13 protein-coding genes are annotated in these 15,978 nt (G+C 69.5%); 8 read left to right on the top strand and 5 right to left on the bottom strand.

All coding sequences use genetic code 11. The features are described 5' to 3' along the window. Positions 1-83: 83 nt before the first annotated feature. The 3 genes from gltX to OG524_RS26255 all read right to left on the bottom strand — a co-directional run bounded on the left by gltX (position 84) and on the right by OG524_RS26255 (position 2,801). The gene (gene gltX / locus OG524_RS26265) at positions 84-1,556 is read right to left on the bottom strand and encodes a glutamate--tRNA ligase (protein ID WP_405811775.1); all 1,473 of its coding nucleotides are present in this window, start codon (positions 1,554-1,556) and stop codon (positions 84-86) included. Further along, entirely contained in the window at positions 1,549-2,325 is a 777-nt protein-coding gene (locus OG524_RS26260) for a fumarylacetoacetate hydrolase family protein (protein WP_405388396.1), read from the bottom strand. Before OG524_RS26260 ends, gltX begins: the two co-directional genes overlap by 8 nt. Before the next feature lie 275 nt (positions 2,326-2,600). Further along, the gene (locus tag OG524_RS26255; RefSeq protein ID WP_405811774.1) at positions 2,601-2,801 is read right to left on the bottom strand and encodes a hypothetical protein; all 201 of its coding nucleotides are present in this window, start codon (positions 2,799-2,801) and stop codon (positions 2,601-2,603) included. 580 nt (positions 2,802-3,381) lie between these two features. On the opposite strand from OG524_RS26255, the gene OG524_RS26250 reads away from it, so the two are divergent. From OG524_RS26250 to OG524_RS26215, 8 genes are all read left to right on the top strand, one after another. Continuing rightward, entirely contained in the window at positions 3,382-7,074 is a 3,693-nt protein-coding gene (locus OG524_RS26250; protein WP_405811773.1) for a nitrate- and nitrite sensing domain-containing protein, read from the top strand. A 9-nt stretch (positions 7,075-7,083) separates the two neighbouring features. Continuing rightward, positions 7,084-7,497, top strand: coding sequence for a roadblock/LC7 domain-containing protein (locus tag OG524_RS26245; RefSeq protein WP_006127850.1), 414 nt, complete (start codon positions 7,084-7,086; stop codon positions 7,495-7,497). Positions 7,498-7,631: 134 nt separating this feature from the next. Further along, entirely contained in the window at positions 7,632-8,039 is a 408-nt protein-coding gene (locus tag OG524_RS26240; protein WP_003966010.1) for a DUF742 domain-containing protein, read from the top strand. Next, positions 8,020-8,601 (top strand): ATP/GTP-binding protein, encoded by a 582-nt coding sequence (locus OG524_RS26235; protein WP_209469676.1) that lies wholly within the window; start codon positions 8,020-8,022, stop codon positions 8,599-8,601. The genes OG524_RS26240 and OG524_RS26235 overlap by 20 nt, the downstream gene beginning before the upstream one ends. A 349-nt stretch (positions 8,602-8,950) precedes the next feature. Continuing rightward, positions 8,951-12,157, top strand: coding sequence for a nitrate- and nitrite sensing domain-containing protein (locus OG524_RS26230; RefSeq protein WP_405811772.1), 3,207 nt, complete (start codon positions 8,951-8,953; stop codon positions 12,155-12,157). Positions 12,158-12,167: 10 nt separating this feature from the next. After that, the gene (locus OG524_RS26225; protein WP_006127847.1) at positions 12,168-12,581 is read left to right on the top strand and encodes a roadblock/LC7 domain-containing protein; all 414 of its coding nucleotides are present in this window, start codon (positions 12,168-12,170) and stop codon (positions 12,579-12,581) included. 89 nt (positions 12,582-12,670) lie between these two features. Then, complete coding sequence (locus OG524_RS26220) at positions 12,671-13,288, top strand: DUF742 domain-containing protein (RefSeq protein ID WP_405811771.1); 618 nt, start codon at positions 12,671-12,673, stop codon at positions 13,286-13,288. Continuing rightward, a complete protein-coding gene (locus tag OG524_RS26215) occupies positions 13,269-13,850 on the top strand; it encodes an ATP/GTP-binding protein (protein WP_266911682.1) in 582 nt (193 codons plus the stop codon). The genes OG524_RS26220 and OG524_RS26215 overlap by 20 nt, the downstream gene beginning before the upstream one ends. 101 nt (positions 13,851-13,951) lie before the next feature. Here the strand turns inward: OG524_RS26215 and OG524_RS26210 are convergent, their stop codons facing one another. Next, entirely contained in the window at positions 13,952-14,155 is a 204-nt protein-coding gene (locus OG524_RS26210) for an acyl-CoA carboxylase subunit epsilon (RefSeq protein ID WP_405388403.1), read from the bottom strand. Positions 14,156-14,208: 53 nt separating this feature from the next. Next, a complete protein-coding gene (locus OG524_RS26205) occupies positions 14,209-15,798 on the bottom strand; it encodes an acyl-CoA carboxylase subunit beta (RefSeq protein ID WP_405811770.1) in 1,590 nt (529 codons plus the stop codon). Between the last annotated feature and the right edge of the window lie 180 nt (positions 15,799-15,978).

Raw genomic sequence — 15,978 nt, 5'->3', positions numbered from 1 at the left:
CCGGCGCGCGGTGCAGGGTGCCGTGAACGGCCGGAGGCCGGGAATCCCCAAGGGATTCCCGGCCTCCGGTGCGCGCCGAACAGTTACGCGGTGAGCTTCGCGAGCGCCGCGTCGATGCGGGCGATCGTCTTCTCGCGGCCCAGGATCTCCAGGGACTCGAAGAGCGGCAGGCCGACCGTGCGGCCGGTGACGGCCACGCGGACCGGGGCCTGCGCCTTGCCGAGCTTCAGGCCGTGCTCCTCACCGGCGGCGAGGACCGCGGCCTTGAGCGCCTCGGCGTTCCACTCCGCGGCGAGCAGCTTCGCCCGGGCCGTGACGAGCAGGGCATCGGAGCCCTCCTTCATGGCCTTCGCCCAGGACGCCTCGTCCTCGACGGGCTCGTCCAGGAAGAGGAAGTCCACGTTGGCCGTGATGTCCGACAGGACCGTGACGCGGGTCTGGGCGTGCGGGGCGATCTCCGCGAACTGCGCCGCGTCGAACGCCTCGGGCGCCCAGGGGGCGAAGGGGGCCTTCAGCCAGGGGCCGCAGGCCTCGGTGAAGGTCTTCACGTCGAGCATCCGCAGGTGCTCGGCGTTGACGTGCTCGGCCTTCTTCAGGTCGAAGCGTGCCGGGTTGGCGTTGACGTCCGCGATGTCGAACGCGGCGACCAGCTCGTCCCGGGTGAAGATGTCGCGGTCCTCGGCGATCGACCAGCCCAGGAGGGACAGGTAGTTGACCAGACCCTCGGCCAGGAAGCCGCGCTCGCGGTACAGGTTGAGCGAGGCCTGCGGGTCGCGCTTGGAGAGCTTCTTGTTGCCCTCCCCCATGACGTAGGGGAGGTGACCGAACGCGGGGGTGTCCTTGGCGATGCCCAGCTCGATGAGCGCCTTGTAGAGGGCGATCTGGCGCGGGGTGGAGGAGAGCAGGTCCTCGCCGCGCAGGACGTGGGTGATCTCCATCAGCGCGTCGTCGACCGGGTTGACGAGCGTGTAGAGCGGGGCGCCGTTGGCGCGGACGATTCCGTAGTCCGGGACGTTCTCCGGCTGGACGGTGATGTCGCCGCGGACGAGGTCGGTGAAGGTGATCGCCTCGTCGGGCATCCGGAACCGGACGATGGACGTCCGGCCCTCGGCCTCGTACGCCGCGGTCTGCTCGGCGGTCAGCGCGCGGCAGTGGCCGTCGTAACCCGACGGCTTGCCGGCGGCGCGGGCGGCGTCGCGGCGGGTGTCGAGCTCCTCGGTGGTGCAGTAGCAGTGGTACGCGTGGTCGGCGGCGAGGAGCTTCTCGGCGACGTCCTTGTAGAGGTCCATGCGCTGCGACTGGCGGTACGGGGCGTGCGGGCCGCCGGTCTCGGGGCCCTCGTCCCAGTCCATGCCGAGCCAGCGCATCGAGTCGAGCAGCTGCTCGTAGGACTCCTCGGAGTCGCGGGCCGCGTCGGTGTCCTCGATGCGGAAGACCAGGGTGCCCTGGTGGTGCCGGGCGAAGGCCCAGTTGAAGAGAGCTGTCCGGACCAGGCCCACGTGGGGGTTGCCGGTCGGGGAGGGACAGAAACGTACGCGGACGGGTCCGTTAACCACGCTTGATCACCTTGTTGGTGAGAGTGCCGATGCCTTCGATGGTGACGGCGACTTCGTCGCCGACGTGCAGGGGTCCGACCCCTGCGGGGGTTCCGGTGAGGATCACGTCGCCCGGGAGCAGCGTCATGGCTTCCGTGATGTGGACGATCAGGTCCTCGATGGAGCGGATCATGTCGCTCGTCCGGCCCAGCTGGCGTTGCTCGCCGTTGACCGTGGCCTGGATCGCCAGGTTGCCGGGGTCGAGGTCGGTCTCCACCCAGGGGCCGAGCGGGCAGGAGGTGTCGAATCCCTTCGCCCGGGCCCACTGCTTCTCGCGCTGCTGGATGTCGCGGGCGGTCACGTCGTTGGCACAGGTGTAGCCGAAGATGACGTCCTTGACGCGCTCACGCGGGACCTCGCGGCACATGCGGCCGATCACCACGGCCAGCTCGGCCTCGTGGTGCAGGTCCTCGGAGAAGGAGGGGAATTCGATGGCGTCGCCCGAGCCGATCACCGAGGTGGTGGGCTTGAAGAAGACGATGGGCACTTCCGGGACCTCGTTGCCGAGCTCGGCGGCGTGTTCCACGTAGTTGCGGCCGATGGCCACGACCTTGTTGGGGAGCACGGGCGGCAGCAGCCGGACCTTCTTCAGCGGGACCTTGGTCCCGGAGAGCTCGAAGTCGGCGTACGGGATGCCCTTGATGATGTCGAGGACGAGGCTGTCGGGGCTGTCGCCCTCGACCGCGCCGAAGGCGACATTGCCGTCGATGGAGAACCTGGCGATGCGCACGGGTTGCTGTCGCCCCTCACTTGCTGGCTGGCTGAAGACTGACGCTCCAGGCTAGCTCCTCGCCCGGCGAGGACCGCCCCATGAGGAGCGCCGTTCGGTGCGTGCGATCGCCAGGCGGACGGAAGCCCTGGTAGCTCCGCTACCAGGGCTTCTGGCCGACGCTGCGAGCGTGCGTGCCGGACGGCGCGACGGGGCAGCCCTCGCCGGGCGAGGCGCCTGCGCGGGTGAGGGGGATACATCCGCGCATCGGATGCGCGGCGGGGCGGGCTCGCGCGTCAGCCCGCGGCCGGGGCGGGGGCGGGGGCGGGGGCGGGGGCTTCCATGAGGATGGTGCGGCGGGGGTTGGCCGTCTGGGTGGGCAGGTCGACGGCGTGTTCCGGCTGTACCGGCCTCTGCAGCCCCTCGGCGTCCTTGAGGTGCACCAGCGTGGTGCGCCGGGGGTTGGCAATGTTGCGGAACGTCATCGTCGTCTTCATCTGCCGTATGGACCCTTGTCAATGGGGCGCCGCCCGGAGGGGGCGCGGGTTGTCGGATTCGCCATCCCTGTAAAGCGCCAGGCTAGACATCCGATTCCCCGCGCGAGCGGGGATGAGACAGCGATCATCGTGTGAGTTTGCTCACGAAGTTGCCGACAAATGCACCATTACAGGCAGCTGATCACCTGAAACAAATCAGACAATGCGTCACTGAATCTCTCATTCCGCTCCCGATCCCCCCGTCTGGGACACCCGGCACCCCTTGCGCGCTCGACCCTATTCATACGATTTACACCTGAACACGCTCCACTGCTTGTTACTCACCCATCACACCGTGTCATCCAGGTCACAGCCCGGTACGTGGGCCTTGTTGGAGATCCCCCACTGTGCTGAAATTCCACGCACCGCCGCGGGTTTCAGGCCCGGCGCGCAGGGCGCAACGGCGCGCCGAGTGGCGGCGGGAGGGGGAAGTACGCCGGTCACTCACGACCACCATGGGGCGCGTCCAGCGCCCCACGACGCCGACACCGTCCCGCCCGCAGTACGCGGAGGGACGCCTGGTCCAGAGGTTGCGACGCTAGTGCAGGGACGTTTCAAGAGGGATGGCACCGCTCCGGCGGAACAGGAGCCGCGCGGCGGGACGGACCGCGGTTCCTCGCCCCAGCACGCCCAGAACCCCGGGCCGGCCGCAGCCGGCGACAACGGCGACCGCGCACAACGACCGGGTACGGCGAGCGCGGGCGCGGAGACGCCCACGCCCGCCGAGGCCACCGGCCCCACCAGCACCGGCTCCCGCATGGCGCTGCGCAACTGGCGCATCAGCACGCGCCTGGTCTCCCTGCTGGCCCTCCCCGTGGTCGCGGCGACCACCCTGGGCGGCATGCGCATCAACGAGTCCATGAACGACATGGACCAGTTGGAGCACATGCGGATCCTCACCGACATGACCAAGCAGGCGACCGACCTCGCCAACGCGCTCCAGGAGGAGCGCGACAGGTCGGCCGGCCCGCTGTCGAACGGCGTGAAGGCCACCGACTTCAAGGTCACCGAGTCCCGGAAGCGGACCGACCGGGCCAAGGACGCCTTCTTCGCCGCCACCGACGACATCGGCAACACGCCGGGCGACGAGGCGCTGGACAGCATCCACTCGAGCGTCAGCCAGATCGGCAACCAGCTGGGCGACATCGTCAGCATCCGCAAGGACGCGTACGCCGACGGCGCCCCCAGCCTCAACACCATCGACCGGTACAGCCAGCTGATCACCTCGCTGCTGAGCCTCTCGCAGGACATGGCGCAGGCGACCAGCAACCCGGAAATGATCAAGCGCACCCGCGCCCTGGCCGCCTTCTCGGCCTCCAAGGAGTACGCGTCGGTCCAGCGCGCGATCATCGCCGCGGCCCTGCCGGACGGCAACGGCAAGGCGGACCTCGACGAGAACGACAAGACCTTCGGACGCAACGCGCTCAACAAGGAAGACACGACGCGCAAGACGTTCGAGACGACCTACGCCAGCACCGGGGCCAGCGCCACGGACCTGCTGGCCTCGCTGGACAACGGCAACCCCGAGATCAACTCCGCGGACATGTACGCGAAGAAGGTGCTCGACAGCCCGCTGGGCCTGCAGGGCAGCACCCCGCGTACGTACATGGACTGGTACGACCAGGCGTCCAACAAGATCGGGGCGATGGACACCATCGAGGAGACCCTCCTCGGTGAGATGGAGACCAAGGCCCGCGAACTGCGCGACGAGTCGCAGCGCGACGCCCTCCTCAACGGTGCCGTCATCCTCATCGTCCTCGGTGTGTCCCTGGTCGGCGCCTTCGTCGTGGCGCGGTCCATGATCCGCTCGCTGCGGCGACTGCAGGACACCGCGACCCGGGTCGCCCAGGACCGGCTGCCCGAGCTCGTCAAGCAGCTCTCCGAGACCGACCCGCAGGACGTCGACACCTCCGTCGAGTCGGTCGGTCTGCACACCCGGGACGAGATCGGCCAGGTGGCCACGGCCTTCGACGACGTGCACCGCGAGGCGGTCCGACTGGCCGCCGAGCAGGCGCTGCTGCGAGGCAACGTCAACGCGATGTTCACCAACCTCTCGCGCCGCAGCCAGGGCCTCATCCAGCGTCAGCTCTCGCTCATCTCCGAACTGGAGTCGCGCGAGGCCGACCCGGACCAGCTGTCCTCGCTCTTCAAGCTCGACCACCTCGCGACCCGTATGCGCCGTAACGGCGAGAACCTCCTCGTCCTCGCGGGCGAGGAGCCGGGCCGCCGCTGGACCCGTCCGGTGCCGCTGGTCGACGTGCTCCGTGCCGCCGCCTCCGAGGTGGAGCAGTACGAGCGCATCGAACTGGCCGCGGTGCCCGCCACCGAAGTGGCCGGCCGGGTCGTCAACGACCTCGTGCACCTCCTCGCCGAGCTGCTGGAGAACGCCACGTCGTTCTCCTCCCCGCAGACGAAGGTCCGGGTCACCGGTCACGCACTGCCCGACGGACGTGTGCTCGTCGAGATCCACGACACCGGCATCGGCCTCTCCCCCGAGGACCTGGCGGCGATCAACGAGCGGCTCGCATCGCCGCCCACCGTGGACGTCTCGGTGTCCCGCCGCATGGGTCTGTTCGTGGTCGGCCGGCTGTCCCTGCGTCACGGCATCCGGATCCAGCTGCGCCCCTCCGACTCCGGTGGTACGACCGCGCTGGTCATGCTGCCCATGGAGGTCGCGCAGGGTGGCAAGCAGCCGCCGTCCAAGCAGGGCCCGGGCCAGCAGGCCGGTGCTCCCGGCGGGCTTCTCGCCGGTGGCGGTGCTCCCGGCGCGGGCCAGCGTCCCGGTCTCGGCGGTGCCCCCGGGGCACCCGCCAAGGGCCTGGGCTCCGGTTCCGGGCCGCGCGGGCAGGTCGGTGCGGGCTCCGGTCCGCGGGCCGCGCTGCCCTCACGCGACGGCGGACCCCGTCAGCCGCAGCGGCCGGGCGGCTTCCCCGGCCCGAGCACCCAGGGCCCCGGCCAGGCCCCCGGTCTGCCGAACCAGGGCAGGCCCGAGGGCCCGCGTCAGGGCGGCGGACTCTCCGGTGCCTTCGGCGGTGCACGGCTGGGCGCACGCGGTCAGCAGGACCCGGCGGGTTCGGACCCGAACCGGCCCAACCTGTTCGGTCACTCCGGTCCGAGTCAGCCCAACCGGCCGGGCCAGCAGAGCGGTCCGCCGGCACGGCAGGCTCCGCAGCCGCAGCAGGCCCAGCACGGCCAGGGCGACCAGGGTGGCTTCCAGCAGCCCGGCGGTCCCGGCCGCCAGCTGCCGCCACCCGGCGCGCCGCGGGCCGAGCTGCCCGGCGGCAACCCCCAGCCGCAGCGTCCGCGGAACACGAGCTGGGGCGTCGAGGAGCAGGGTGCGCCCCGGCATACGCCGCTGGACGCCCCGCGCGGTCACGAGGAGCCCGACTCCGGCAGGTTCGCCCGCCCGGGTACCTCCGCCCCGCAGTACTCGTTCGACGCGCCGAACCAGCGTCCGCCGATGAACGACAGTCAGGGCCCCGGCGCCACGGCCGAGTTCGCCCGTCCCGACTTCTCGGCACCGCAGGCGCCCCAGGTACCGCAGGTACCGGACGCGGCGAGCACCGCGCAGTTCGCCCGCCCCGACTTCAACGCGCCGCCGCAGAACCAGGGCTTCGGCGACGGGCCCCCGCAGCACCAGCAGATGCCCGCGCCGCGTCAGCGCGACGACCTGGACTTCGGCGCACCGCGCCCGCCGGCTCCGGCCGCGCCCGAGCCGCAGTACCGTCCGGCGCTGCCCGAGGCGCTGCCGCCGGCCGGTCCGGGCGACGGGCGTACGCCGCTGTACGACACGCTGGAGACGAACTGGTTCCACGGTGTGCAGCAGGGCGGTCAGCCGCCCGCCGCGGAGCCGCAGGCACCGGCCGCTCCCGAGGCGGCGGGCATCCCAGCTCCGCCCATGCCGCGGCGTGGCACGGCCGACACGCCCGCCACAAGTTCCTGGCGCGCTTCGCCCAACGACGAACTCGTCCGGCAGGCGGAACGCGTCAAGAAGCCCGCTGCGGGCGGCATCACAACGTCCGGACTTCCCCGCCGTGTTCCACGTGCCAATTTGGTGCCGGGCACTGCTCAGCAGCAGAATCATGAGTCCGGACCCCAGGTCTCGCGTGCGCCCGATGACGTACGCGGCCGTCTGACCAATCTCCGCCGGGGCATCCAGCAGGGACGACAGGCCAACAACGGTCCGTCTACCGGCAGTTTCCAACTCGGCCCCACTCACCAGCAGGAGCGTTAGTTGAGCCCCATGAGTCAGGCCGCGCAGAATCTGAACTGGCTGATCACCAACTTCGTGGACAACACCCCAGGGGTGTCGCACACGGTGGTGGTCTCCGCGGATGGCCTGCTGCTGGCGATGTCCGAAGGTTTCCCGCGTGACCGCGCCGATCAGCTGGCGGCCGTCGCCTCCGGTCTGACGTCGCTGACAGCGGGTGCCTCCCGGATCTTCGAAGGCGGCGCCGTGAGCCAGACCGTTGTGGAGATGGAGCGAGGATTCCTCTTCCTCATGTCCATCTCGGACGGTTCCTCGCTGGCGGTCCTCGCCCACCCGGACGCGGACATCGGCCTGGTCGGATACGAGATGGCACTCCTCGTCGACCGCGCGGGTACCGTCCTCACCCCTGATCTCCGCGCTGAACTACAAGGCAGTCTGCTCCACTAGGCGGCCATGCAGCGGACACTTGACACGATCCCCCCAGGTACTACTCAAAACCCTCACCCGTCCGGCCGCCTCAGCCCCCTCACCGGCCCCTTCAGACGGCAAGGCGACACCCTGCTGTCACGCCCGGAGGATTCATGACCCCGCCACCCGCCTCACCTGATCCGTACGGCGCTCTGCACCACGCGTCGTACGACGGTGAAGGCGACCAGCCGCTGGTCCGTCCCTACGCAATGACCGGCGGCCGGACCCGGCCGCGCTACCAGCTCGCGATAGAGGCGCTGGTCAGCACAACAGCAGACCCCGCTCACCTCGGGACCCTGCTCCCGGAGCATCAGCGGATCTGCCACCTCTGCCGCGAGGTCAAGTCGGTGGCCGAGGTCTCGGCCCTGCTGTCCATGCCCCTGGGTGTGGCCAGGATCCTCGTGGCGGACCTGGCGGAAGCCGGCATGGTGGCCATCCACCAGCCGGGTAACGGAGAGGCCGGCGGCGCGCCGGATGTGACACTGCTCGAAAGGGTGCTCAGTGGACTTCGCAAGCTCTAGTGGCGGCACGGGCCGCGCCACCACTTCGGCGAAGATCGTCGTGGCGGGCGGTTTCGGCGTGGGTAAGACCACGTTTGTCGGTGCCGTTTCGGAGATCAACCCGCTGCGCACCGAAGCCGTGATGACGTCCGCATCCGCGGGCATCGACGACCTGACCCACACCGGGGACAAGACCACCACCACGGTGGCCATGGACTTCGGACGCATCACCCTGGACCAGGACCTGATCCTCTACCTGTTCGGCACCCCCGGACAGGACCGCTTCTGGTTCATGTGGGACGACCTGGTCCGCGGCGCCATCGGCGCCGTCGTCCTCGTCGACACCCGCCGCCTCGCCGACTGCTTCCCCGCAGTCGACTACTTCGAAAACAGCGGCCTCCCCTTCGTCATCGCCCTCAACGGCTTCGACGGACACCAGCCCTACACCCCCGAGGAGGTGCGCGAAGCCCTGCAGATCGGGCCGGACGCACCGATCATCACGACGGACGCCCGTCACCGCGCCGATGCCAAGAGCGGTCTGATCACGCTGGTGGAGCACGCGCTGATGGCCCGGCTCAAGTGACTGCAAGTCGGTATTGATCTACGGAAGTTGTTGTAGTCAAGCGGGGGCGGGCTGTGTCCTACGACACGATCCGCCCCCGTGTTCATAACATTTCGACAGAGAATTGGAACCGCAACAACACCCGACGCATCCGATCGGTGCCACTGCGCTCACATGAGCCCCGCCTTTTGACGGGGCTCGCTCTTTATGCCCGTTTTGTGCGAGACGTGGGCCACCCGGAATTGAGCATTCCGACTGTTTGGAACGCGGCCCTTCCGCATGCTGCAATGCCTCGAACTACCGAGCAGTACGGCCCTGAACGAATAATCCGGCACAACGTTGGTGCCGACGCCGAGAGGTTGTTGGTCGAGTGAGGCGAAGCAACGAGGGCTCCGCGGCGCAGCCGGAACGGGGCAACTTCACCCCGCCGCCGCGCGCTGCGGTGCCGCCTGCGAGCACGTCCGAGGAGGCGCCGGCAGGTGGCAGCACCAGTCGCCTCTCACCGCGCAACTGGCGGGTGCCCACCCGGCTGAACGCGATCCTCCTGATACCCGCCCTGGTCGGCCTGATCATGGGCGGCTTCCAGGTGAAGGGGTCGATCGACACCTGGAACGAGGCCCAGGACGCCGAGAAGACGGCGCAGGTCGTCCGCGCGGCCTCGGAGTACGGACAGGCGCTGCTGAACGAGCGTGACCTCACCGCCCAGCCGCTGCTGTCCAACAAGCGCACCGCCGCCGAGGTGGAACGGGTGCGCGCCACGACGGACGACGCCGCGGAGAAGTTCGCCGCCGCCGTGCAGGGCATGCCGGAGAAGCAGGGCCTGGAGCGCCGCCTCAAGCTGTTCCAGGTGGAGGAGCCGCTGCTCCCCGAGCTTCGCAAGGCCGCCTACGCCGAGGCGATGGACCCGGTGAAGACCGAAGAGGGCTACACCAAGGTCCAGCACTCGCTGATGGAGTTCTCCAACGAGCTCGGCCTGGGTACCGGCAACATCACCAGCTACGGCCGGACCGTCTACGCGATCGAGCTGGCCAAGGCAGCTGAATCGCTCCAGCGCTCGATCGGTATGCACCTGCTGGTGCGCCCGAGCCAGGAGCAGGGCAAGTTCAACGACCAGATCAAGGCGTTCGGCTCGTACAACTACCTGGAGCAGATCGCCCTCGGCGAGTTCGTCTCCGGTGGTACGGAGGCCGACGCGACCCGGCTCAAGGAAGTCATGGCCGGCAAGGCCGCCGAGGGCGCCAAGGAACTCAAGGCCGCCAAGGCGCAGGCCGACGCGACCGGTGAGCCGTTCGTGATGCCGCCGAGCATCGACGGTTCGGTCTTCGACGGCATGGCCCAGCAGATAGGCCAGGGGAAGAACCCCGAGCAGCTGCAGGCCAAGGGGATCACCCCGGAGACCTGGATGGCCGCGGCCACCGCCAAGTTCGACGGCTACACCACGGTCGAGAACGAGCTCGTCGACAAGGCCGTGACCGAGGCCGCGGAGATCTCCGCCGACGCCCGGAACGACGCGATCACCAACGCCGCGATCGTGATCATCGCGCTGCTGGCGGCCTTCGTCATCGCCGGTCTCATGGCCCGCCAGATGAGCCGCTCGATGCGGCAGCTGCGCACCGCCGCGTTCGGTATCGCCGAGCAGCGCCTGCCGATGCTCGTCGACCAGCTGTCACGGACCGAGCCCGGCCGGGTGGACACCCGGGTGCAGCCGATCCCGATCAACACGCAGGACGAGATCGGCGAGGTCGCCCGCGCCTTCGACCAGGTGCACCGCGAGGCGGTCCGGCTGGCGGCCGAGCAGGCCATGCTGCGGGGCAACGTCAACGCGATCTTCACCAACCTGTCGCGCCGCAACCAGTCGCTCATCGAGGGCCAGCTGACCCTCATCACCGACCTGGAGAACAACGAGGCCGACCCGGACCAGCTGGAGAGCCTCTTCAAGCTGGACCACCTGGCCACCCGTATGCGCCGCAACGGCGAGAACCTCCTCGTTCTCGCCGGCGAGGAGCCCGGCCGCCGCTGGAACCAGCCGGTGCCGCTGGTCGACGTGCTGCGGGCCGCCTCCTCCGAGGTGGAGTCCTACGAGCGCATCGAGCTCACCGGCGTACCGGAGAGCGAGATCCACGGCCAGGCCGTGACCGACCTCGTGCACCTGCTGGCCGAGCTCCTGGAGAACGCCACCACGTTCTCCTCCCCGCAGACCAAGGTGCGCGTGACCGCGACCCGGCTGCCCGACGGCCGCGTCATGGTCGAGATCCACGACAAGGGAATCGGCCTCACCGCCGAGGACTTCGCGGACATCAACCACAAGCTGGCCAACCCGCCGACCGTGGACGCCGCGGTGTCCCAGCGCATGGGCCTGTTCGTGGTCGGCCGGCTGGCCGACCGGCACGGCATCCGCGTCCAGCTGCGCCCCTCGGGCGAGCAGGCGGGGACCACGTCGCTGGTCATGCTGCCGGACGCCATCACCCATGGTGGCGGTGGCGAGCCCGCCCCGCAGGACGACTTCACCGTCTCCTCGATCATGGCCGGGCAGCAGCCGGAGCCGCAGGCCTTCGACCCGATGCCGCAGCAATTGCCGATGCGTACGGCGGCGGAGCTCGGCTTCGACGACTCGCGCTACGACACCCCGGCGGCGGACTCCCCCCAGCTGGATCCGGTCAACCGCTCGCTGATGCGTGAGGAGCGACGGGCCGCGCTGGAGGCGCAGACAGGTGGCGAGCGGCCGGCGTTCCCCGGCGAGGATGCGCAACAGCCGTACGCCCAGGAGCAGTTCGGCCAGGAGCAGTACGCCCCCGAGCCGTACGCCCAGGAGCAGCAGGGCTACGCACCGCAGGGGTACGAGGCCGGCTACGACCGGTACGCCCCCGAGGGTGGCCACCAGCAGCAGGCTCCACAGCCCCAGCAGAACGGCTATGCGGAAGCCGCTTACGCGGCTCCGGAGGTCCAGCAGGAGCAGTACGCCGACCCGTTCGCGCCGCGGCCCGACCTGTCCGACCAGGGTGATTGGGCGGATCAAGGCACGTATCAGGACGGGTACGATCCTCTCGGGCTGGCCGAAGCGGAACTGTCGAGCGCTCCCGAGGAGCCGCAGGAGCACGTAGGCTTCGACCGTTCGGACCCGGCCCCGAAGGCCGGCCACGAGCTGACCGACGCGGGTCTCCCGCGCCGGGGTGCCGGGCAGCAGCACTGGCAGCCCACCGGTAGAGGAAACGATCAGCCTGCCCTGCCGGAACAGCGGCAGCGGCCCACGCAGCAGGAACAGCAGCCGGAGCCGCAGGCGGCACAGGCGAACGGGGAAGGCTCCGACGACTGGCGCTCGGCCAACGACGAGCGCTGGAAGCAGGCCGAGAAGCTCAAGGACCCGAAGGCGGGCGGAATCACCCCGTCCGGGCTCCCCCGGCGCGTGCCCAGGGCCAACCTGGTCGAGGGCACCGCGGAGCAGACCCAGCAGGGCGGCCCACAGGTCTCCCGCGCCCCCGAGGACGTACGGGGCAGGTTGAGCAACCTGCGCCGTGGCGTGCTGCGGGGACGTACCGCGGGGTCGGACAGCAGTAATACCTACAACCAGGAGCGTTAGTGTGAGCCCGATGAGCCAGGCGGCGCAGAATCTCAACTGGTTGATCACCAACTTCGTGGACAACACCCCCGGGGTGTCGCACACGGTGGTGGTCTCCGCCGACGGACTCCTGCTGGCGATGTCCGAGGGATTCCCGCGTGACCGTGCCGATCAGCTGGCGGCCGTCGCCTCCGGTCTGACGTCGCTGACGGCGGGTGCCTCCCGGATCTTCGAGGGCGGCGCCGTGAACCAGACCGTTGTGGAGATGGAGCGAGGATTCCTCTTCATCATGTCCATCTCGGACGGGTCCTCACTCGCCGTGCTCGCCCACCCGGATGCCGATATCGGCCTGGTTGGTTACGAAATGGCACTTCTCGTCGACCGCGCGGGGAGCGTCCTCACACCGGATCTCCGTGCCGAACTCCAGGGAAGTCTTCTTAACTAATAGACAGACAGTGCGTTTCTCGTCACCGCGCCATAGGGTGCGGTGGCGCGGCACCACTGGGATGACGACCGGCAGTCGGAGGAGGAAACGTGACAGCACCCACAGGTGGACACCCGTACGAGGGTGGTCAGCGGGTCCCGGGTGAGCAAGGTGACAACCGTTTCGGCAGCCCCTCCGTACCCGGCAGACAAGGTTCGAACGACCCTTATCAGCCGTACCGGCCGTACCAGCAGCAGGACGCTCAGGGCGGGTGGCCGCAGCAGCAGCCGTCGTGGCCGCAGCAGCAGCCCCAGCGGTACGACGCTCCGCCGTCGCACATCCAGCCGGTCCAGCGGCACGAGCCCGAGCCCTCGCGGCACGCGGCGCACAACCCGCTGGTCCGTCCGTACGCCATGACCGGCGGCCGGACCCGGCCGCGTTACCAGCTCGCCATCGAGGCGCTGGTCAGCACCACGGCGGATCCGTCCAGGCTGCAAGGGCAGTTGCCCGAGCACCAGCGGATCTGCCGGCTCTGCATCGAGATCAAGTCGGTGGCCGAGATCTCGGCCCTGCTCTCGATCCCTCTCGGCGTTGCCCGGATCCTCGTCGCCGACCTGGCCGAGGCCGGACTCGTCGCTATCCATCAGCCCGGCGGCGACGAGACCGCCGGCGGCCAACCAGATGTGACACTGCTCGAAAGGGTGCTCAGTGGACTTCGCAAGCTCTAGCGGCGGAGCGGCCCGCTCCACTACCTCGGCGAAGATCGTGGTGGCAGGGGGCTTCGGCGTGGGTAAGACCACGTTTGTCGGTGCCGTTTCGGAGATCAACCCGCTGCGCACCGAAGCCGTGATGACGTCCGCATCCGCGGGCATCGACGACCTGACCCACACCGGGGACAAGACCACCACCACGGTGGCCATGGACTTCGGACGCATCACCCTGGACCAGGACCTGATCCTCTACCTGTTCGGCACCCCCGGACAGGACCGCTTCTGGTTCATGTGGGACGACCTGGTCCGCGGCGCCATCGGCGCCGTCGTCCTCGTCGACACCCGCCGCCTCGCCGACTGCTTCCCCGCAGTCGACTACTTCGAAAACAGCGGCCTCCCCTTCGTCATCGCCCTCAACGGCTTCGACGGACACCAGCCCTACACCCCGGACGAGGTGCGCGAAGCCCTGCAGATCGGGCCGGACACGCCCATCCTGACGACGGACGCCCGTCACCGCACGGACGCCAAGAGCGCGCTCATCACGCTGGTCGAGCACGCCCTGATGGCCCGCCTGCGCTGACCCTGCCGCCGCACGGCGAAGGCCCCGTACTCCTGAGGAGTACGGGGCCTTCGTCGGTGCGGGCTCCGGGCCGGGCCCGGGAAACGGCCTGAGGGCCGTTCTCAGCCCTGCCAGCTGTGCGGGGCACGGAAACCGGGGGTGCGCTCCAGTCGGCGCCATCCGGCGGTGTCACGGCCTCGGTGGGCGGGTGCGGCGGGCTGGGCGGCGGCACGGGCGAGCAGGACCGCGGTGACGGCCGCGAGCTCCTCGGGGCCGGCCTGGCCCTTCTCGACGCGCAGCACGGACTCGGCGGGGGTGGCGCTCATGGTGTCTCCGTCTTCTGGGCAGTGGGTCGCGTAGGCGGGCAGGGTCGCTGCGGCTACTGCGGCGGGTTGCCGTGCTTGCGGGACGGCAGGTCGGCGTGCTTGTTGCGGAGCATCGCGAGGGAGGCGATCAGCACCTCACGCGTCTCGGCAGGGTCGATGACGTCGTCGACCAGGCCGCGCTCCGCGGCGTAGTAGGGGTGCATCAGCTCGGCCTTGTACTCCTTGACCATGCGGGCCCGCATGGCTTCGGGGTCCTCGGCGTCCGCGATCTGACGGCGGAAGATGACGTTGGCGGCACCTTCGGCGCCCATGACGGCGATCTCGTTGGTGGGCCACGCGTAGGTGAGGTCGGCTCCGATGGACTGGCTGTCCATGACGATGTACGCACCTCCGTAGGCCTTGCGCAGGATCAGCGAGATCCTCGGCACGGTGGCGTTGCAGTACGCGTACAGGAGCTTCGCGCCGTGCCGGATGATTCCACCGTGCTCCTGATCGACGCCGGGCAGGAAGCCGGGTACGTCCAGCAGAGTGACGATCGGAATGTTGAACGCGTCACACATCTGGACGAATCGCGCGGCCTTCTCGGACGCCTCGATGTCCAGGACACCGGCCAGCGACTGCGGCTGGTTGGCCACGATGCCGACGACGTGGCCGTCGAGCCGGGCCAGTGCGCAGATGATGTTGGTGGCCCAGCGTTCGTGGATCTCCAGGAAGTCGCCGTCGTCGACGAGTTCCTCGATGACCTTGTGCATGTCGTAGGGGCGGTTGCCGTCGGCCGGGACGAGGTCGAGGAGGACGTCGCCGCGCCGGTCGGCCGGGTCGTCGCCCGGTACGACGGGAGGGTTCTCGCGGTTGTTGGAGGGGAGCATGCCGATCAGGTAGCGGACCTCGGCGATGCAGGTCTCCTCGTCGTCGTACGCGAAGTGCGCGACGCCGGAGGTCCCGGCGTGCACGTCCGCGCCGCCGAGGCCGTTCTGCGTGATCTCCTCGCCGGTGACCGCCTTGACGACGTCCGGTCCGGTGATGAACATCTGCGAGGTCTCACGGACCATGAACACGAAGTCGGTGAGCGCCGGACTGTAGGCCGCGCCGCCGGCGCACGGGCCGAGCATCACGCTGATCTGCGGGATGACACCGGAGGCACGGGTGTTGCGCTGGAAGATCCCGCCGTACCCGGCGAGCGCGGACACGCCCTCCTGGATACGGGCCCCGGCACCGTCGTTCAGCGAGACCAGCGGAGCACCGGCCGAGATGGCCATGTCCATGATCTTGTGGATCTTCGTGGCGTGGGCCTCACCCAGCGCCCCGCCGAAGATCCGGAAGTCGTGCGCGTACACGAAGACCGTGCGGCCCTCGACCGTCCCCCAGCCGGTGATGACACCGTCCGTGTAGGGCTTCTTGGCCTCCAGGCCGAAACCGGTCGCCCGGTGCCGGCGGAGCTGCTCGACCTCCTTGAACGAACCGGGGTCGAGGAGGAGCTCGATGCGCTCCCGGGCGGTCAGCTTGCCCTTGGCATGCTGCGCCTCGGTCGCCCGGTCGCTCGGTCCGCGCCGTGCCTGCTCGCGCAGCGCCAGCAGTTCGGCCACCCGGCCACGCGTGTCACTCGGACTCGGCTCGCCCGGGATTTCGTCCACAACGGTCATGCATCGACCCTACGAAGCCGACCGCGGAAACCCTGCCGTCGACTCCGAACAGTCTCCTGCCCCGTTTCCTGGTGGCTCCTGACAGAAGCCGGGGGCGATGCAACCCATCCGCCAGCTCATGGGGCTGTTCCTTTGTCGGGCTCCGACAAAGCCGTTCAGTGCTGTCGGGCACACGGCGGT

It is taken from the genome of Streptomyces sp. NBC_01520 (genome assembly GCF_045040375.1).
Taxonomy (GTDB): domain Bacteria; phylum Actinomycetota; class Actinomycetes; order Streptomycetales; family Streptomycetaceae; genus Streptomyces.
Note: the sequence above shows the minus strand (reverse complement) of the source record. Positions and strands in the feature narration are given on the sequence as shown.